This window comes from Acinetobacter sp. CIP 102637 (assembly GCF_000368425.1).
Classification (GTDB): Bacteria; Pseudomonadota; Gammaproteobacteria; order Pseudomonadales; family Moraxellaceae; genus Acinetobacter; species Acinetobacter parvus.
On sequence record NZ_KB849434.1, the window covers coordinates 492,228 to 510,658 of the forward strand.

General features: G+C 41.8%; 17 protein-coding genes and 2 pseudogenes. 15 read left to right on the forward strand and 4 right to left on the reverse strand.

The genetic code is table 11. The features are described from left to right. Positions 1 to 2: 2 nt before the first annotated feature. Together pgi and galE are read left to right on the forward strand one after the other, a co-directional pair. Positions 3 to 1,676: a glucose-6-phosphate isomerase gene (gene pgi / locus F967_RS02750; RefSeq protein WP_034430997.1), complete on the forward strand. Its 1,674-nt coding sequence runs from the start codon at positions 3 to 5 to the stop codon at positions 1,674 to 1,676. Further along, positions 1,669 to 2,685: a UDP-glucose 4-epimerase GalE gene (gene galE, locus F967_RS02755; RefSeq protein WP_004798033.1), complete on the forward strand. Its 1,017-nt coding sequence runs from the start codon at positions 1,669 to 1,671 to the stop codon at positions 2,683 to 2,685. The genes pgi and galE overlap by 8 nt, the downstream gene beginning before the upstream one ends. Before the next feature lie 51 nt (positions 2,686 to 2,736). Here galE and F967_RS02760 read toward each other — a convergent pair whose 3' ends face one another. Further along, positions 2,737 to 4,107 (reverse strand): phosphohexomutase domain-containing protein, encoded by a 1,371-nt coding sequence (locus F967_RS02760; protein WP_004798034.1) that lies wholly within the window; start codon positions 4,105 to 4,107, stop codon positions 2,737 to 2,739. Positions 4,108 to 4,308: 201 nt separating this feature from the next. Next, entirely contained in the window at positions 4,309 to 5,514 is a 1,206-nt protein-coding gene (locus tag F967_RS02765) for an amino acid aminotransferase (protein ID WP_004798035.1), read from the reverse strand. Between the two features lie 443 nt (positions 5,515 to 5,957). On the opposite strand from F967_RS02765, the gene F967_RS02770 reads away from it, so the two are divergent. From F967_RS02770 to F967_RS13515, 12 genes and pseudogenes are all read left to right on the forward strand, one after another. Further along, on the forward strand, positions 5,958 to 6,668 hold the full coding sequence (locus tag F967_RS02770) for a GntR family transcriptional regulator (protein ID WP_004665303.1): 711 nt from the start codon (positions 5,958 to 5,960) through the stop codon (positions 6,666 to 6,668). Further along, entirely contained in the window at positions 6,661 to 7,542 is an 882-nt protein-coding gene (gene prpB, locus F967_RS02775) for a methylisocitrate lyase (RefSeq protein ID WP_004680108.1), read from the forward strand. The genes F967_RS02770 and prpB overlap by 8 nt, the downstream gene beginning before the upstream one ends. Positions 7,543 to 7,700: 158 nt before the next feature. Next, positions 7,701 to 8,858 carry a bifunctional 2-methylcitrate synthase/citrate synthase gene (gene prpC, locus F967_RS02780; RefSeq protein WP_004777666.1) on the forward strand — a complete coding sequence of 386 codons (1,158 nt, stop codon included), beginning with the start codon at positions 7,701 to 7,703 and terminating at the stop codon, positions 8,856 to 8,858. Next, positions 8,858 to 11,488: a Fe/S-dependent 2-methylisocitrate dehydratase AcnD gene (gene acnD / locus F967_RS02785; RefSeq protein ID WP_004798036.1), complete on the forward strand. Its 2,631-nt coding sequence runs from the start codon at positions 8,858 to 8,860 to the stop codon at positions 11,486 to 11,488. The genes prpC and acnD overlap by 1 nt, the downstream gene beginning before the upstream one ends. A gap of 76 nt (positions 11,489 to 11,564) precedes the next feature. Beyond that, complete coding sequence (locus F967_RS02790; protein ID WP_004798037.1) at positions 11,565 to 11,786, forward strand: hypothetical protein; 222 nt, start codon at positions 11,565 to 11,567, stop codon at positions 11,784 to 11,786. A gap of 6 nt (positions 11,787 to 11,792) precedes the next feature. Beyond that, on the forward strand, positions 11,793 to 12,731 hold the full coding sequence (locus tag F967_RS02795) for a hypothetical protein (protein ID WP_004665294.1): 939 nt from the start codon (positions 11,793 to 11,795) through the stop codon (positions 12,729 to 12,731). Between the two features lie 113 nt (positions 12,732 to 12,844). Next, on the forward strand, positions 12,845 to 12,988 hold the full coding sequence (locus F967_RS13510) for a zinc ribbon-containing protein (protein ID WP_004637424.1): 144 nt from the start codon (positions 12,845 to 12,847) through the stop codon (positions 12,986 to 12,988). Between the two features lie 126 nt (positions 12,989 to 13,114). Further along, positions 13,115 to 13,693 (forward strand): DUF4126 domain-containing protein, encoded by a 579-nt coding sequence (locus tag F967_RS02800; RefSeq protein WP_004798039.1) that lies wholly within the window; start codon positions 13,115 to 13,117, stop codon positions 13,691 to 13,693. A 153-nt stretch (positions 13,694 to 13,846) separates the two neighbouring features. Further along, on the forward strand, positions 13,847 to 14,734 hold the full coding sequence (locus F967_RS02805) for a DMT family transporter (RefSeq protein ID WP_004758595.1): 888 nt from the start codon (positions 13,847 to 13,849) through the stop codon (positions 14,732 to 14,734). 590 nt (positions 14,735 to 15,324) lie between these two features. Beyond that, positions 15,325 to 15,774, forward strand: a complete 450-nt coding sequence (locus F967_RS02810; protein WP_004758594.1) for a hypothetical protein — start codon at positions 15,325 to 15,327, stop codon at positions 15,772 to 15,774. Between the two features lie 96 nt (positions 15,775 to 15,870). Continuing rightward, positions 15,871 to 16,536 carry a pseudouridine synthase gene (locus tag F967_RS02815; protein ID WP_004798041.1) on the forward strand — a complete coding sequence of 222 codons (666 nt, stop codon included), beginning with the start codon at positions 15,871 to 15,873 and terminating at the stop codon, positions 16,534 to 16,536. A 212-nt stretch (positions 16,537 to 16,748) separates the two neighbouring features. Beyond that, positions 16,749 to 16,904: pseudogene (locus tag F967_RS13515) on the forward strand (IS982 family transposase); the annotation flags it as partial. Between the two features lie 66 nt (positions 16,905 to 16,970). On the opposite strand, the gene tnpB reads toward F967_RS13515, so the two are convergent. Next, the gene (tnpB, locus tag F967_RS02820; RefSeq protein WP_004798043.1) at positions 16,971 to 17,237 is read right to left on the reverse strand and encodes an IS66 family insertion sequence element accessory protein TnpB; all 267 of its coding nucleotides are present in this window, start codon (positions 17,235 to 17,237) and stop codon (positions 16,971 to 16,973) included. A 245-nt stretch (positions 17,238 to 17,482) separates the two neighbouring features. Continuing rightward, positions 17,483 to 17,677: pseudogene (locus F967_RS14450) on the reverse strand (DoxX family protein); the annotation flags it as partial. Between the two features lie 103 nt (positions 17,678 to 17,780). Between F967_RS14450 and F967_RS02825 the strand changes: the two are divergent. After that, on the forward strand, positions 17,781 to 18,419 hold the full coding sequence (locus F967_RS02825) for a DedA family protein (protein WP_004675267.1): 639 nt from the start codon (positions 17,781 to 17,783) through the stop codon (positions 18,417 to 18,419). Positions 18,420 to 18,431 lie beyond the last annotated feature (12 nt).

Sequence of the window (18,431 nt, forward strand, 5' to 3'; positions counted from 1 at the left end):
TGATGATTAAGCAGATTCAACCCTTTGCAGTAAAAGAGCGTGCCTCTGTGATGGAGCATTTATCATCTTTGCAACAGCAATTTAAAGGCACTCATCTAAAAGGATTATTCGCGGAAGATCCTGCACGTTTTAAACGTTTTTCAGTTGAATGTGATCAAATTGTCTTAGACTTTAGTAAGCATCGGATTGATCAAACTATTTTAAATGGTTTGGTTGACTTGGCACAGGCCCAAGACTTAAAACAATGGATCAAAAAGCTCTTTTCATCTGAACCGATTAATTATACTGAACACCGCGCAGCAATGCATTGGGCTTTACGCTTACCCCAATCGAGTCCAGATTTTACTGAAGTGAATCATCCGGTACAGCAGCAGTTAGAACTTATGTATGCCTTGGTGGATAAAATCCATGCAGGGCAGTATCGTGGTGCGACGGGTGAGGTGATTCAAGATGTGGTGAATATTGGTGTGGGTGGCTCTGATCTCGGCCCGTTAATGGTGACGCATGCACTCTCCGACTTTAAGGTCGCGACTACAAAACCTCTAGATGTACATTTCGTTTCAACCATGGACGGTAGTCAGCTATCTGAATTGCTACACCAGCTTCGACCTGAAACTACCTTATTTATTATTTCGTCCAAGTCTTTTGGTACGATTGATACGCTTTCTAATGCCCAGACAGCACGTCAATGGTTAGAGAACACATTAGGTGTAGACAATAATATTCTCAAACATCATTTTATTGGGGTTTCTACGAAACCAGACAAGATGACCGCGTGGGGTATTGCATCTGATCACCAATTATTATTATGGGATTGGGTTGGTGGTCGCTATTCCTTATGGTCCTGTATTGGTCTGCCGATTGCGCTGAGTATTGGGGTAGAGGGCTTTAAGCAATTATTAGCTGGTGCTTATGCGATTGACCAGCATTTCCAAACTGCACCATTTCAGCAAAATATTCCAGTCCTTATGGGGTTGTTGGGTGTATGGAATAATAATTTTCTCGATATTCAGACTCATGCGGTACTGCCTTATGATGGGCGGTTAAAGTATTTCGCCGCATATTTACAACAGCTTGAGATGGAGTCAAATGGTAAATCCATCCAGCGGAATGGTGAGAAGGTGAGTTCAGCGACCTGCCCAATTGTCTGGGGAGAAGTTGGACCGAATGCGCAACATGCTTTCTATCAACTCTTACACCAAGGGACACATTCGGTCAGCTGTGATTTTATTGCGCCAGTGAAACGTTATAATGCCAACCAATTTACCTATGCTGAAAATGCAGAGGCCTTAGTTGAGCAACATCATTTGGCATTATCTAATTGTTTGGCTCAATCGCGTTTGCTCGCCTTTGGCAATCAAGCGCTCTCAGTAGATGAGCTAAAAGATTTACCTAGTTATAAGCAATATGAGGGTAATCAACCGAGCTCAACCATTCTATTAAAAGAGTTGAATCCCTATAGCTTAGGGATGCTTATCGCATTGTATGAACATAAAGTGTTTGTGCAATCTGTTTTATGGAATATCAATCCCTTTGACCAATGGGGTGTTGAAAAAGGTAAAGAAATCGCCAATCAACTATTACCAATTCTAAATGGTGAACAGGGTGATTTATCTGCATTTGATACCTCAACGCAAGGTCTACTTCGAATATTATTAGGAAAAACAGATGGCTAAGATTTTAGTGACAGGTGGTGCTGGCTATATCGGTTCTCATACTTGTGTTGAACTGCTAAATGCAGGGCATGAGGTGGTTGTATTTGATAACCTGTCGAATAGTTCTGAAGAATCTTTACATCGTGTACAGAAATTAACGAATAAGGATTTGGTTTTTGTTAAAGGTGACATCCGATTTGAACAAGAGGTTGATCAGGTGTTTCAAGACCACCAGATTGATGCTGTGATTCATTTTGCTGGTCTGAAAGCGGTTGGGGAAAGCCAGCAAATTCCACTGGTTTACTTTGATCACAATATCGCTGGCAGTATTCAGTTAATGAAGTCGATGGAAAAAGCAGGTGTATTTAGACTGGTGTTTAGTTCATCGGCAACGGTTTATGATGAAGCGAATATATCCCCATTGAATGAAGATATGCCAACAGGCATGCCAAGCAACAACTATGGCTATACCAAGCTCATCATTGAGCAGATGTTGCAAAAGTTGGCGCAGGCAGATTCACGTTGGTCGATTGCATTACTGCGTTATTTTAACCCTGTTGGCGCACATAAAAGTGGTCAGATTGGGGAAGATCCTCAAGGCATTCCAAACAATCTCATGCCATATGTGACACAAGTGGCTGTTGGTCGTCGTGAGAAATTATCCATTTATGGCAATGACTATGACACGATTGATGGAACAGGTGTGCGTGATTATATTCATGTGGTAGATTTAGCCAATGCACATTTATGTGCGTTGAATAATCGCCTTGCTGCGCAGGGATGTCGTGCATGGAACATTGGCACAGGCAATGGTTCATCCGTATTACAAGTCAAAAACACCTTTGAGCAAATCAATGGTGTGCCTGTTGCGTTTGAATTTGCACCACGTCGTGCAGGTGATGTGGCCATTTCATTTGCAGACAATACGCGTGCATTGAGCGAGCTCGGTTGGCAGCCTCAATATACATTGGAAGATATGCTGGCGGATAGTTGGAATTGGCAGAAGCAGAATCCCAACGGCTTTAACTGAATGCTAAAGCAATAAAAGAGGAGCGATATGCTCCTTTTTTATTGGGTTGAATTAACCCTGAATTAACCCAGTTAATTCATCTACATAATGTTGCATCGGTTGCGGGTTTTGATCGGCACGGCTTTCAATATTTAAACGCAATAAAGGCTCGGTATTCGATGCGCGGACATTCAAACGCCACGCACCAAAATCAAGACTCACACCATCGGTACGGTCTACTAATGGATTTTGGTCTGCATAATGATCAAAAATCTTTTGTACCGTTGCTTGTGTATCCGCTACTTTAAAATTGATTTCACCGCTACATGGAAATTTGGTAATCATATTCTCAACTAATGTTGAAAGTGATTGACTTGTTTCAGAGAGTAGGGCAATAGTCAGTAACCATGGAATCATGCCACTATCACAGTACGCAAAGTCACGGAAATAGTGATGTGCGCTCATCTCACCGCCGTAAACCGCATTATGTTCACGCATTACATCTTTAATAAAAGCATGCCCAGATTTTGATTGAACCGCGATACCTTGATATTGCTCTACGATATCAAAGGTATTCCAAACTAAACGTGGGTCATGCACAATCTTCTCACCTGATTGTTTGATCAAGAATGCTTGTGCTAATAAGCCAACAATATAATAGCCTTCGATGAATTGCCCTTTTTCATCGAATAGGAAGCAACGGTCAAAATCCCCATCCCATGCAATACCCATATCTGCATTGTGCGCAAGCACAGCCTTACGAGTACTATCACGGTTTTCGATTAAGATTGGGTTCGGAATCCCATTGGGGAAAGTCCCATCCGCTTCATGATGAATTTTAATAAATTCAACAGGAATATTCAGTTGTTGGAATTTCTGTTCAATTGCATCAATGACATGGCCTGCTGCACCATTGCCTGCATTCACTACTAGCTTGAGTGGTTTAATTTTCTGTGGATCAATATAAGTCAGTAGGTGTTCAACAAACTCAGGTAGGATATTATAGTTTTCAGTTGTACCTTTCTGCTCAACTTCGGCAAAAATACCTGATTCTGCAAGTGATTGAATCTCTTTTAAACCCGTATCAGCACTGATTGGACGTGCATTTTCACGAACCAATTTCATGCCATTGTAGTCCATTGGGTTATGGCTGGCGGTGACTTCAATCCCACCTTGAACATCAAGATGAAAAGCGCCGAAATAGACTTCTTCAGTGCCCGTCATGCCTAAATCTAGTACATTGACACCCGCATCATTGAGACCTTGAATGGTGGCCTGTTTTAAACTTTCACTGCTCAGACGGATGTCACACCCAATCACCACTTTTGTAGGTTGATAGATTTGTCCGTAGGCACGACCAATTTTATAGGCGATTTCTTCGTTCAGTTCTGTGCCTAATTTTCCGCGAATATCATAGGCTTTAAAGCAAGTCAGTTGAGTCATTTTGAGAAGAGCTGTGTAGTTTATTAATATGTTGCAGTATACAAAGACTGGGCTGGATTGAACATTGATTGATACAGATTTAATCGAAAGTCTTCTTTTGAGGTAGGTGGCCAGTTCTAGGTTCTATTGTGCTTAGTCGATAAAATAAAAAAGGTTGTTTCACGTGAAACAACCTTTTTTTGTTTGAAAATCAGTCTTTAATTAAGCTGATTTTGCTAGAACTTCAGCCATCGCTTTTGCAACTTTATAAATATTATTCATATTTAAACCTGCAACGCAGATACGACCACTACGTACCAGATAAATTGCATATTCCTCACGTAAGGTGTCGACTTGCTCGCCTGTCAAACCTGTGTAGCTGAACATACCTTTCTGGTTTACAAGGTAGCTAAAGTCACGGTCAGGAAGTGCTTTCGTCAACTCATCTTTTAAGATACTACGCATTTTGATAATGCGCTCACGCATCTCTTTGACTTCGCCTTGCCATTGTTGATTGAGATCAGCGTCATTGAGCACCTGATCAACCAACCATGCACCCGTTGTTGGTGGGCTAGAATAGTTGCGGCGTACGGTTGCCTTTAATTGACCGAATGTGCATTGAGCCGCTTCAGCATCGTCACAGACAAAGGTTAGTCCGCCCACACGCTCACCATAAAGTGAGAAGATTTTAGAGAACGAGTTGCTGACGATGAAGTTTAAACCAGCCTGGTCTAAAGCACGAATCGCATAAGCATCTTGTTCCATACCATCGCCAAAGCCTTGGTAAGCGATGTCGAGGAATGGGATTAGGTTACGCTCTTTTAATACCGCAATCACCTGATCCCATTGGGCTGGATTTAAGTCAGCACCTGTCGGGTTGTGGCAGCAAGGGTGTAACAATACGATGCTTTGATCTGGCAAAGTTTTTAATGTCGATAACATGCCATCAAAATCAACGCCGCGTGTTTCAGCATCGAAATATGGATAGTAGTTGCTCTTGATGCCAGCACCATTGAAGATCGCAACATGGTTATCCCAGGTTGGTTGGCTGACCCAAACTTCTGAATTTGGGAAATAGGTTTTTAAGAAGTCAGCACCGACCTTTAATGCACCTGAACCACCCAATGTCTGGATTGTTACAGCACGACCTTGTTGAATAGCAGGGCTGTTTGCGCCAAACAGTAGAGCTTGAATTGCGTCACGGTAAGGCTTAAAGCCTTCCATTGGTAGATAAAGTTTGGTTTTATCATTTTTAGGGGCAATACGTTTTTGCGCTTCGATAATGGTATCAAGCTGAGGAACGATACTGTCTTCGTTATAGTATAAACCAATACTTAGATTAACCTTTTCAGCGCGTGGATCAGCATTAAACTGTTCCATTAAAGAGAGAATTGGGTCGCCTGCATAAGGTGGGATATGTTGAAACATTAACAATGTCCTTTTATTCAACAAGGTGCATGGATGTGTCTTGCGGAGCATGACTCCAGATGCCCAATAATGTACCAATAAAGCGCCTATGAAGCACGCTGTTATTTACATTTCTGGTGCAGTATTTACTTACAAAAATTCGTATAAAATCGATCGATTATAAGGATTGTCTACAATCAAGCTGTCATACCATGGTCGTAGCATACGTAATATAAATACTGGGAAAAATGCCTTGAATCAATTGAAATAAAGTACTTAAATTTTATTAACAATATGTTTTATATATAATTATTTTATGTATTTAGTGCCTTTTTCAGAACATTCTATTGTGAGTCAAGCGAATAGTATCGACTGGATCAGTCTATTTTATTGTCGACAATCCTATTGCATTTTTTCTTCTATCTCGTTATAAAATCATCAAAACTGTAGAGATTGTCGACAATATGCAAGATACCCTTGTTCCTCAAGCCATCAGCACAAGTCAGAGTATTACCCTGACGGAACATGTATTTAAGCAAATTCAATCAGCAATCGTGTTAGGACAAATTCCTGCGGGCAGCAAAATTTCTGAGCCTGAGTTAGCACGTATTTATGGGATTAGTCGTGGTCCTTTACGTGAGGCGATCCATCGTCTGGAAGGACAGCGATTGGTTGAGCGTACGGCCCATGTCGGTGCACGCGTGGTGTCACTGTCACTACAGCAGTTTCAAGAACTTTACCAAATTCGTGCTTCACTTGAAGGCTTAGCTTGTAAGTTGGCTGCACAGCATATTGATAAAAAACAAATTTTAGCATTGCGTGATGTACTGCGAATGCATGCTGAAGATGAAAATTTTAAAGCAGGTAAGGGCTACTATCTGCAAGAAGGTCAAGACGATTTCCATTACTGCATTATCAAAAGCAGTGGCAATAAAACCCTCGAAAAAATGTTATGTGATGAGCTGTATCACCTCATCCGTATGTATCGAATTCAATTTTCAAATACCCCAGATCGACCAAGCAAAGCTTGGGATGAACATATCCGCATTTTAGATGCGATTGCAGAGGGTGATGGTGAGCTTGCCGAAATGCTGATGCATCGTCACATCAATGCATCCTACAAAATTGTTGAGCAAACATTGCTGCAAACCCAAGGAGAACATCAACATGGCTAAATCTGCTGGTCAGTTATTCCGCGACGCGGTCGCAAATGAAAAACCATTACAAGTGGTCGGTGCGATCAACGCCAATCATGCATTGTTAGCAAAGCGTGCAGGCTACAAGGCGATCTATTTGTCGGGCGGTGGTGTTGCCGCAGGTTCTTTGGGTTTACCTGACTTGGGGATTAGCAACCTTGATGATGTATTGACCGATGTACGCCGTATTACCGATGTCTGTGATCTACCCTTATTGGTTGATGTGGATACAGGTTTTGGTGCTTCCGCGTTTAATATCGCACGTACCACTAAATCAATGATTAAGTTCGGCGCAGCGGCAATGCACATTGAAGACCAAGTTGGTGCTAAACGTTGTGGACACCGTCCTAACAAAGCCATCGTGACGCAACAAGAAATGGTGGATCGTATTAAAGCTGCGGTTGATGCGCGTACTGATGAAAACTTTGTGATCATGGCACGTACCGATGCTTTAGCGGTTGAAGGTTTACAAGCAGCGATTGATCGTGCAGGGGCATACATTGAAGCAGGTGCGGATATGTTGTTCCCTGAAGCGATCACTGAATTGGCGATGTACAAGCAGTTTGCTGATCTGACCAAAGTTCCAGTATTGGCGAACATTACTGAATTTGGTTCTACGCCATTATTTACCACTGAAGAATTGGCTTCTGCGGATGTGAGCATTGCGTTATATCCACTTTCAGCATTCCGCGCGATGAACAAAGCAGCGGAAAATGTGTATGAGACTCTGCGTCAAGAAGGCACACAGAAGAACGTTGTTGACACCATGCAAACCCGTCAAGAATTGTATGAGCGCATTAACTACCATGCGTTTGAACAGTATCTTGATGGAACTTTTGCAAAGAATAAATAATCTCTGAAATTTACCCCTCCTAACCTCCCCTTAAAAAAAGGGGAGGAACCTCACCAATCAGATCACATTTTGATTTCGTGAAAGTCTCCCCCTTATAAGGGGGAGATTTAGAGGGGGTAAAAGTGCAAACACATAAACACCATAAAAAGGTCAATCTTATGAGCAGTAATGAAACACCAGTCGGCTTCAAGCCAAAAAAATCAGTTGCGTTAAGTGGTCAAGTTGCAGGCAACACAGCACTTTGTACCGTAGGTCGCAGCGGCAACGACTTACACTATCGTGGTTACGACATTCTTGACCTTGCAGTGGGCAGCCAATTTGAAGAAGTGGCGCACTTACTTGTACATGGCAAACTGCCAAACAAAGCTGAGTTGAAAGCATATAAAGCAAAACTGAAAGCACTTCGTGGCTTACCAGCAGCATTGAAAACTGCACTTGAGCAGTTACCACCATCTGCACACCCTATGGACGTGATGCGTACAGGTGTATCAGTTTTAGGTTGTTTAACGCCTGAACATGAAGACCACAATGAAGCAGGTGCAAAAGACATCGCTGATAAATTGATGGCAAGCTTGGGTTCAATGTTGTTGTATTGGTATCACTTTAGCAACAACGGTCGTCGTATCGAAGTTGAAACCAATGATGATTCAATTGCTGCACATTTCCTCCATTTACTTCATGGCGAAGCGCCATCTGAAGAATGGATTCAAGCAATGCATACGTCTTTGATTCTGTATGCTGAGCATGAATTCAACGCATCTACATTTACGTCACGTGTTGTGGCAGGTACAGGTTCAGACATGTATTCAGCAATCACGGGCGGTATCGGTGCATTGCGTGGCCCTAAACATGGTGGTGCCAATGAAGTTGCATTTGTAATTCAACAGCGTTATGACAATGCGGATGAAGCCGAAGCAGACATTCGTAGCCGTGTAGAGAAAAAAGAAGTGATCATCGGCTTTGGTCACCCTGTTTATACCATCTCTGATCCACGTAACGAAGTGATCAAGAAAGTGGCGCGTGATCTTGCAGATGCTCAAGAGAACACCAAAATGTATCTCATCGCTGAACGTTTAGAAGCAGTGATGAAAGAAGTAAAGAACATGTTCCCGAACCTCGACTGGTTCAGCGCGGTGAGCTATCACTTAATGGGTGTTCCAACAGCAATGTTCACGCCATTATTCGTAATTGCACGTACCGCAGGTTGGTCAGCACATGTGATTGAACAACGTCAAGATGGCAAGATCATTCGTCCAAGCGCGAACTACACTGGCCCTGAAAACCTAGAATTCAAACCATTGGCGGAGCGTGGTTAATGTCAAATCAATACCGTAAACCGCTGCCAAATTATCAAGGCGATACCCAGCTCGAATACTATGACGTGCGTCAAGCCGTTGAAGACATTCAGCCAGGCGCATATGAAACTTTGCCATACACTTCGAAAGTGTTGGCAGAGCAGCTTGTACGTAAAGCTGATGCAGAAAACTTAACTGATTATTTAAAGCAATTGATTGAACGCCGTCAGGACTTGGATTTTCCTTGGTATCCTGCGCGCGTGGTCTGTCATGACATCTTAGGTCAAACGGCATTGGTTGATCTTGCAGGCTTGCGTGATGCGATTGCTGAACAGGGCGGCGACCCATCTAAAGTCAATCCAGTAGTTCCAACACAGTTGATCGTGGATCACTCTTTGGCAGTGGAATATGGCGGCTTTGATCCTGACGCGTTTGAGAAAAACCGTGCGATTGAAGATCGTCGTAATGAAGACCGTTTCCATTTTATTGAGTGGACCAAAACCGCTTTTAAAAATGTTGATGTGATCCCTGCGGGCAACGGCATCATGCATCAGATCAACTTGGAGAAAATGTCTCCAGTGATTCAAAACCGTGATGGCTTGGCTTTCCCTGATACCTGTGTGGGTACAGATTCTCACACACCACATACCGATGCGCTTGGCGTAATTTCAATTGGCGTGGGTGGTTTGGAAGCTGAAAATGTCATGCTTGGTCGTGCATCGTGGATGCGCCTACCAGACATTATCGGTGTTGAGCTAGTCGGTCAGCGTCAAGCAGGCATTACTGCAACGGATATCGTACTCGCTTTAACTGAGTTCTTGCGTAAAGAGCGTGTTGTTGGTGCTTATTTAGAGTTCTTCGGTGAAGGCGCTGACAGCATGTCTGTAGGCGACCGTGCTACGATTTCGAACATGACACCTGAATATGGTGCAACAGCGGCGATGTTCTACATCGACCAGAACACCATTGATTATTTACGCCTGACGGGTCGTGAAGATGCGCAAGTGGCATTGGTTGAGCAATATGCCAAAGAAATCGGTCTTTGGGCATCTGATATGACCAAAGCGCAGTACCCACGTGTACTCCGTTTCGATCTTTCAACAGTCACTCGTAACATTGCAGGTCCATCAAACCCACATGCACGTGTATCGACTGCTGACTTGAAAGCGAAAGGTATTGCAGGGAATTTGGATGTTGCAAAAGCACAAGAAGCAGAAGGTTTAATGCCTGATGGTGCTGTGATTATTGCTGCGATTACCTCTTGTACCAATACTTCTAACCCACGTAATACCGTGGCAGCAGGTCTATTGGCACGTAAAGCCAATGAACTGGGCTTAGTACGTAAGCCTTGGGTGAAATCATCATTTGCACCAGGTTCTAAAGCGGCGGCATTGTATCTTGAAGAAGCTGGCGTACTGAAAGACCTAGAGAAACTTGGTTTTGGTATCGTAGCCTATGCATGTACAACCTGTAATGGTATGTCAGGCGCACTTGATCCAGTGATTCAACAAGAAATCATTGACCGCGACCTGTATGCGACAGCGGTACTTTCAGGTAACCGTAACTTCGATGGTCGTATCCATCCTTATGCAAAACAAGCGTTCTTGGCATCGCCTCCACTTGTGGTAGCGTATGCGATTGCAGGGACAATTCGTTTTGACATCGAAAAAGATGCATTGGGTACAGACAAAGACGGTAATCCAATTTACCTGAAAGACATCTGGCCATCTGATGCTGAAATCGATGCACTGGTAAAAGAAGCGGTGAAGCCTGAACAATTCCGTAAAGTCTACATTCCTATGTTTGACCTCGGTGAAGTTGAGCAAGCGGAAAGCCCACTTTACGACTGGCGTCCTATGAGTACTTATATTCGTCGTCCGCCGTATTGGGAAGGGGCGTTGGCTGCACCACGTACTTTGACCAACATGCGTCCGCTTGCAATTTTGGGTGATAACATCACGACTGACCATTTATCGCCTTCAAATGCGATCATGATGGATTCGGCTGCGGGTGAATACCTACACAAAATGGGCGTACCTGAAGAAGACTTCAACTCATATGCGACACACCGTGGTGACCATTTGACTGCACAACGTGCAACATTTGCCAACCCGAAATTGTTTAATGAAATGGTGGTTCGTTCAGACGGCACGATTAAACAAGGTTCAAAAGCGCGTGTAGAGCCTGAAGGCGAAGTGATGCGTATGTGGGAAGCGATTGAAACCTACATGAACCGTAAGCAACCGTTGATCATTATTGCTGGTGCGGATTATGGTCAGGGTTCAAGCCGTGACTGGGCTGCCAAAGGTGTTCGTCTTGCAGGTGTGGAAGCGATTGTGGCGGAAGGTTTTGAGCGTATTCACCGTACTAACTTAGTGGGTATGGGCGTGTTACCGCTTGAGTTTAAAGCTGGTATAAACCGCAAGACTTTGAAGTTAGATGGGACGGAGCTTTATAGCGTGATTGGTAATATCTCACCGCGTTCGACTTTGACTTTAGTGATTGAGCGTTCAACGGCTGACGGTAAAGAAGAGATTGTTGAAGTGCCTGTGACTTGCCGTTTAGATACAGAAGAAGAAGTGTCTGTATATGAAGCGGGTGGTGTATTACAGCGTTTTGCACAAGACTTTTTAGAAGGTCAAGTGGCTTAATACTTTAGCTAAAAGTAATTGATATTGTTTAAAAAAGACCCTATCTTGATGATGGGGTTTTTTATAGAGAATAATAATGGAAAGATATTTAGATTTAGATGGTGATTCTGGAATCCTTGCATATGAAATTGGTGAAACTTATATAAGGGTAAAGTTTGATAGAACATTTAAAATTTATACTTATAGTTATCAAAGTGCTGGAGTTAATAATGTCGAAGAGATGAAAAGATTAGCTAGACATGGCGAGGGTTTAAACTCTTATATTAAGTTAAATGCAAATAACCTTTACGAAAAATAAAAAATTATGAAATTCAAAAGTAAAAATTTAAGAGAAATTGCTGAATGTATTATTGGTGATAAAAATTACTTTGATTATAAAAGTAGTCGATATATTTCAGAGTTTTTTGAAGATTGTGGCTTACCCTTTACGCATGATGGTTCAACACGTTGGGCTTGGACATCAGACAGATTGGCAGAACTGTTGGAAGAGTCTTGTCCTCCAAATGCATTGCCACCAACGTTTGTACATGTATTAAGAGCTTTAATGCATAAATCTGATGCGACAGAAGATGATCCTGAACGTATAAATGCCTTAATTGAATTAAATAAGCCTTTAAGTAGAGAAGGGTATGAGGCTTTTTACGGTACAGACAATAATTTATATATTAAAAATTTACATAATAATCAGACTATAAAACCTGTTGAAAATCCACATAGAATATTTTCTGAAATTGAGATTAAAAAAAGAGAGCGATTAATAAGTTATTTGGACATGTGCTCTGAGGATCAACTTATAGAAAATGTATTATTGCCATTATTTCGAATTTTGGGCTTTCAGCGAATTACTGTGGCTGGGCACAAAGATAAAGCACTCGAGTATGGAAAAGATATTTGGATGAAATTTATATTACCAACACAGCACATAATTTATTTTGGTATACAAGTTAAGAAAGGAAAGCTTGATTCATCAGGAGTGACAAAAACAGGCAATCATAATATTGCTGAAATCTACAATCAGACGACTATGATGTTAGGTCATGAAATTTTTGATCCTGAAACAAATAAAAGAGTTTTAGTTGATCATGCCTATATTATTGCTGGTGGTGAGATAACAAAAGCCGCTAGAAATTGGCTGGGAGGCAAATTAGATGCTCATAAGAGAAGCCAAATCATTTTTATGGATAGAGAAGATATTTTAAATTTATTTACTGTTAACTCGATTGATGTACCTGAAATAATTTAGGTAATAAGTATTTTAACCTTTCCGCCATCACCATTTGTCAGAAAGGTCAATAAATAATCAAAACTATCACGCTATAGTATATGAACCATTTCTAAAATCTATGGAGAACAAAGATGGTTACTGCTGGCGAAAAACCTGGAACAGGCTTCTATTTTTGTGTTCAATGCGGACACCGCACCTATTTAGAAATTGGTACTGATCGTTTACCTCCGTGTACCAAATGCCTTGGCAATCAATTCAACAGTAAGAATGCCTAAGCCGCAAACACCAAACAGTTACCCACTGTTTTGAATAAAAGCCCTGTCACTCGATAGGGCTTTTTTGTTACTGTAAAATATGAAATAACAAGATAGCGATATCTGACAAAAATAAGGAAAACCCAGATGGAAACAATATTAGGACTTTGTATCGGCGTAGGATTAAGTGCTGCCTGTGGTTTTCGTGTCTTTGTGCCTTTATTGGTAATGAGCATTGCAACCCTGATGGGCTGGTATGAACCTGCAAAAGGCTTTGAATGGTTAGCGATCCCTGCTGTATGCGCTGCACTTGGATTTGCAACCATCTGTGAAATCGCAGCTTACTATGTGCCGTGGGTCGATAATCTCTTGGATACCATTGCCACGCCTGCTGCTGTAGTGGCAGGCACACTCAGTACCATGGCAGTCAGTAGTGGGGAAATGTCACAATTTGCTACTTGGGCAGCCGCCCTAATCGTGGGTGGTGGAACAGCAGGTGTGGTGCAAATGAGTACCGTAGCTGCACGAGGCGTTTCAACAGCAACCACAGGTGGCCTCGGTAATTTTGTAGTCGCAACAGGTGAGTTGATTGGCTCGATTGTCTTGTCGATTTTGGCATTTATCATGCCTGTTGTGATTACGGTATTTGTGATTATTCTCGTGATTGTGGTCGCACGTTGGGTACACAAAAAAAGACAAAATAATGTTGATCAGTCAGCTTACTAAATACAAGGATAGAATATGGACTTGATCAGTTTAAAAAACATCATAAGTCAAACATATTTTAGGACTCAATAACATGAATGGATATATTGACCATCGAAAAACTGTTTAAAACAGAGTAAATTACCATCACTTTTTGATTTTGCGTTTTAGCCTATGGCAATCACTTGGATTCTATTCACTCTCATGGCCGCTTTTATGCAGGCGTGGCGTAACGCATTTCAAAAACAACTCAGTACCACGGTTGATGTCTATGGAACGACATTGGCTCGATTTTTATTTTCCCCCATCTTTGCCTTTAGCTATCTGGCATTTCTCTATCTGCACCAACCTGTCACAGCGCAGGTTCATTTCTCCCATAAATTCTGGGTCTATGTGGTGATTGCGGGCATTAGCCAGATTTATGCCACAGCATTAATGGTCAAATTATTCCAGCAGAAGAACTATGCCATTGGTGTCGGGCTGGCCAAAAGTGAAGCCATTTTGGCGGCTTTGGTCGGTGTTTTATTCCTACAGGAACATTTGACTGCATGGGGTTGGGTGGGTGTATTGATTGGTGCAGTGGCAGTCTTTCTACTCAGTAAAGGTCGTCAACACACTGAATTATCATTTAAAACCTTAATGATTGGTTTGGGAAGTGGATTATGCTTTGCCATCACTTCATTACTGGTCCGCGAAGCCAGTCTGGAACTGAGCATGTTGCCGTTCCTGCATCGTGCAGGATGGGTACTTTGCAGCCTGATCAGCTTTCAGTGTATTGTACTTTTACTCTACCTAGGGATTTTTAGCCGAACAACACTTTATAAAATGTGGCAGCGTCTTGGCCTAACCCTGCGCGTGAGCATCTGTAGTTTTCTCGCCTCAGTCGGTTGGTTTAGTGCCATGAGTATGCAAACGGTGGCAATTGTCAAAACCCTGGGGCAGGTCGAAATATTATTTAGCCTACTGATCTCAGCATTTTTCTTTAAAGAGAAGCTTGCCAAAACCGATCATTTGGGTTTGTGGCTGGTGATTGTGGCCGCAATTATGGTGATTTGGGCTTAAATCTGTTTTTTAAGTGAAAAAATACACAGATAAAACAGGATATATCGGAAGATAATAGGTAAATCTATGCTTTATTTGGAAAATAATTCCAATTATAAAACTGGATATGCAAAATTATTTCATGACTGGCTAAAAATAGTAATTTTTAGGAAAACAATCCCACAGTAATCTGCCTAAACTATGTCTCAAGGGTTGAGGAACGATTAAAGTTCCGTAAGGGGATCGAAAAGAGTAGCATGCACCGAAGCTTATAAAGCAAGTGTGTACTTATCCAAAAGGTCTCGATTCGGCTTAGGACGCTATAGATCAAAAGTTTATAGGCAGAGGTTATAACTTACAAAGTTATAGGTGTTGAAGTAAACAACATGTTTTCCCTTGATACCCTGAAAAATTTAATGAAATAGAATATGACCAATCAGACTTAAATAATAAAAACCACATCAATAAAATCTAATATAAATGTGAGGTTCATCGATAAAGCTTTACTATTTTGAATAGAAGTCGATATTTTTATATTAAAAAACAAAATGATATAATTGAAACAATAGGTAAAACCAAAAAATGATCACAGGAAATAGGTCAGAACAATAATGAATGAGTTTGAGCTTAAAATACGCTATCCACATCATATCAACCGAAATGAAATCGATCATTTGGGTACATTTGATTTAGCGACTATTTTAACGAAATTTGACGAAATGGCATGGCGTCAGCAACTTATTCGTCAACTACAGCTCAATGGATCAGATACCAGCTTTATTGTCACTGATGGCTATTCGGGACAAACGCTCTCGATTACGCTGGATGCCTTTGCCAAGTCGCAACAGCTTGAATTTAAGCTGGAGAGCGACATTCCCGTAATCATTCCCAAAAAAGATGTATTTGGATTGGTAACACGCAAAACCAAGGATATGGTTTCATTCAGGCAACTGAGTCTGGCACGGGCAAAAGACTACCTGATTGCTTTTCTTAATCGTGAAATTGCGACACTGGAAGAGATGTATAAAGAGAATTTAGCCAAGAGCAATAAAAATTCCTAATTGTTCTTAAACCATCAAGCTTAAGGACTCTTGCTAAACCCCTTGGCAGAACTATAATCGTTGCCAATTTGCGTTTATCCAGGTTGTCTGTTGCCTATGCCCTTAAATAACGACTTTATGTATATGCCACCACAGGAACCGCTTGAAATCATATATGAAGATGAAGATCTGATGGTGGTCAATAAGCCTGCTGGATTGTTATCTGTCATGGGGCGATTACCCGAACATCAGGATAGTGCCTATTTGCGGATTTTGCAAAAATTTCCAACAGCCAAAGTCACCCATCGGCTAGATATGGCCACCTCTGGCTTGTTGATGTTTGCTAAACACCGCGATGCTGAAGTTGCGGTCAGCAAGATGTTTCAGGCACGTACAATAAAAAAATACTATATTGCGTTGATACAAGGAAAAATTCAGGCTGAGGGAAGTGTTGAAGTTCCCTTGATCACTGACTGGGAAAATCGTCCACGTCAAATGGTGCATTTTGAACTCGGCAAACAGGCCAAGACTATATTTCAGTTGATGAAATATGATGCGGAAACAGATCAAAGTCGAGTCCGTTTGGAACCTGTTACAGGACGGTCACATCAACTCCGCGTCCATATGATGCATATTGGTCATCCGATTATGAGAGATAAACTCTATCATCCTGATTCAGCCAGGTTTCATTTAAAACGCATGGCTTTACATGCGGCATATTTGGCATTCCAGCATCCCTTGAAAATGCATGATATTGAACTATATTCAGATGTTGAATTCTAAGAATATGAATATAAAAGAAATATATTCGATCCCGCAAGTAAAATGGATGGCATTAGAAAAACCACAACAAGACCAGCTAAAGCTAATTTTACTGGAGGCAGATCCAAATTGGGAACAGGTCTCTACTTAACGTGAATTCGGGATAAGGAAGTTGTAAAAGGACAGGCATTTAAATCAAAATTTAATCATGACAAAAAAACAATGATCTCAAAATGCCTATCGACACACAGCTTACAACACTTTTCTGCCTAATTGATGGTTTCTGCACTGATATTTCAGAGCAGGTTGAGCAATACATGCTCACTTGTGGCAAGATTAAACGTGTGCGTCAAAGTCAAATTTGTGCATCTGAAGTGATTACATTACTCTATGCCTGAGGTCATGAGAAGAATGAAATAGAATGTTTGGAGAATAGCAGAATGTACCAAGCTAGTTTAGAGCATTGTGACCTCTTGCTGTCGTCCAATGCGTTGCCAGGGCAAACCCTGGATCACTGCCTGTAACTGTTCTGGGCTGAGAGCTACGGTTTCACCCTGGTGAACTTTAGCCCAGTGAAATTTGCTCTGTTCCAGCCGTCGGGCACATAGCCACATGCCCAGTCCATCATGTACCAGCACTTTCATGCGATGGCCACGTTTATTACAGAATAGGTAGGCACAATGCGGTTTGATGTAGCCAAAGGCTCTTAGCACCTGAGCCATGGCCGTATCCATACGTTTAAATTCAGCACTGTATGTTCTTCGTTTTTCGCAAGAGATGCGATGGATGTCTGGTTATTTGTAGTCATAAATTTAAGTCCCCACTTGTTTTTAAGTGGGGACTAAATTAAGGCTTATAGGACGAATTCATAAGGTGTGTTCAGCGGACGCTTACTGAGCATGCGCAACCTTTTGAATGTTGATTATCTCAACATCGGTTGGTTTATAGCGATGTGTATCTACCAAGTGAGGGGTAACAGTGCGGCAGGCACGCCCATTGATTCCATATATTGAGCGGTTGCGGCATAACCTTAACCTGTTAACTTGCCCCAACCTGTAATGACAAAAATATAGGCCATAAGGATACGGGCAATCAGCGTCACAATATTCTCAACGCTTGGCAGCGTGACGATATTTTTTACAACGGCATTCGGATTAAACATGATCAGCTCCACACTGTAAAGTTACCAATAATTTTGCTTTTTATACTGACTTTCCCTAAAGGCACTGCTAGGATTTAGCTCAAATTTATTGTATTTACATTTTATGGAACTCATTGATTTTATTCTGCACGTTGACGAACATCTTTTAGAGTTCATTACCAATTATGGCATATGGATTTATGCCATTCTATTTTTAATCATCTTTGTTGAAACTGGTTTGGTGGTGATGCCATTTTTACCAGGCGACAGCCTGCTGTTCGCTGCGGGTGCGCTGGCTGCGTCAACGGGTGCCATGGACCCATGGGCACTCGGTATTTTGCTGTTTATCGCAGCAGTATTGGGTGATACCGTCAATTACCATATTGGCCGCCACATTGGCCCGCGCGTATTTGAAATCAACTCACGTTTTATCAATCAGCAGCACTTGATCAACACCCAGCTGTTTTTTCAGCGTCATGGGGGGAAAACCATTATCTTTGCTCGTTTTGTGCCGTTTGCACGTACCTTTGCGCCTTTTGTTGCGGGTGCAGGCAGCATGAATTATAAGTTTTTCCTGACCTATAATGTGGTTGGCGCTTTCTGTTGGGTTGCCTCTTTCATTACCCTCGGCTATTTATTCGGAAATATGCCAATTGTGAAAGACAACTTCACCCACCTCATTTTTGGCATCATCATTATCAGTATCCTGCCAGGTGTGATTGGTTTTATTCGCCAGAAACTGGATAACCGTAAAGCACAATAATTCAATGTCTGC

Bases quoted from the DNA above. Each gene is read 5' to 3' on its own strand.
- pgi (WP_034430997.1), top strand. From the start codon at position 3: ATGATTAAGCAGATTCAACCCTTTGCAGTAAAAGAGCGTGCCTCTGTG.
- galE (WP_004798033.1), top strand. From the start codon at position 1,669: ATGGCTAAGATTTTAGTGACAGGTGGTGCTGGCTATATCGGTTCTCAT.
- F967_RS02760 (WP_004798034.1), bottom strand. From the start codon at position 4,107: ATGACTCAACTGACTTGCTTTAAAGCCTATGATATTCGCGGAAAATTA.
- F967_RS02765 (WP_004798035.1), bottom strand. From the start codon at position 5,514: ATGTTTCAACATATCCCACCTTATGCAGGCGACCCAATTCTCTCTTTA.
- F967_RS02770 (WP_004665303.1), top strand. From the start codon at position 5,958: ATGCAAGATACCCTTGTTCCTCAAGCCATCAGCACAAGTCAGAGTATT.
- prpB (WP_004680108.1), top strand. From the start codon at position 6,661: ATGGCTAAATCTGCTGGTCAGTTATTCCGCGACGCGGTCGCAAATGAA.
- prpC (WP_004777666.1), top strand. From the start codon at position 7,701: ATGAGCAGTAATGAAACACCAGTCGGCTTCAAGCCAAAAAAATCAGTT.
- acnD (WP_004798036.1), top strand. From the start codon at position 8,858: ATGTCAAATCAATACCGTAAACCGCTGCCAAATTATCAAGGCGATACC.
- F967_RS02790 (WP_004798037.1), top strand. From the start codon at position 11,565: ATGGAAAGATATTTAGATTTAGATGGTGATTCTGGAATCCTTGCATAT.
- F967_RS02795 (WP_004665294.1), top strand. From the start codon at position 11,793: ATGAAATTCAAAAGTAAAAATTTAAGAGAAATTGCTGAATGTATTATT.
- F967_RS13510 (WP_004637424.1), top strand. From the start codon at position 12,845: ATGGTTACTGCTGGCGAAAAACCTGGAACAGGCTTCTATTTTTGTGTT.
- F967_RS02800 (WP_004798039.1), top strand. From the start codon at position 13,115: ATGGAAACAATATTAGGACTTTGTATCGGCGTAGGATTAAGTGCTGCC.
- F967_RS02805 (WP_004758595.1), top strand. From the start codon at position 13,847: ATGGCAATCACTTGGATTCTATTCACTCTCATGGCCGCTTTTATGCAG.
- F967_RS02810 (WP_004758594.1), top strand. From the start codon at position 15,325: ATGAATGAGTTTGAGCTTAAAATACGCTATCCACATCATATCAACCGA.
- F967_RS02815 (WP_004798041.1), top strand. From the start codon at position 15,871: ATGCCCTTAAATAACGACTTTATGTATATGCCACCACAGGAACCGCTT.
- tnpB (WP_004798043.1), bottom strand. From the start codon at position 17,237: ATGGCTCAGGTGCTAAGAGCCTTTGGCTACATCAAACCGCATTGTGCC.
- F967_RS02825 (WP_004675267.1), top strand. From the start codon at position 17,781: ATGGAACTCATTGATTTTATTCTGCACGTTGACGAACATCTTTTAGAG.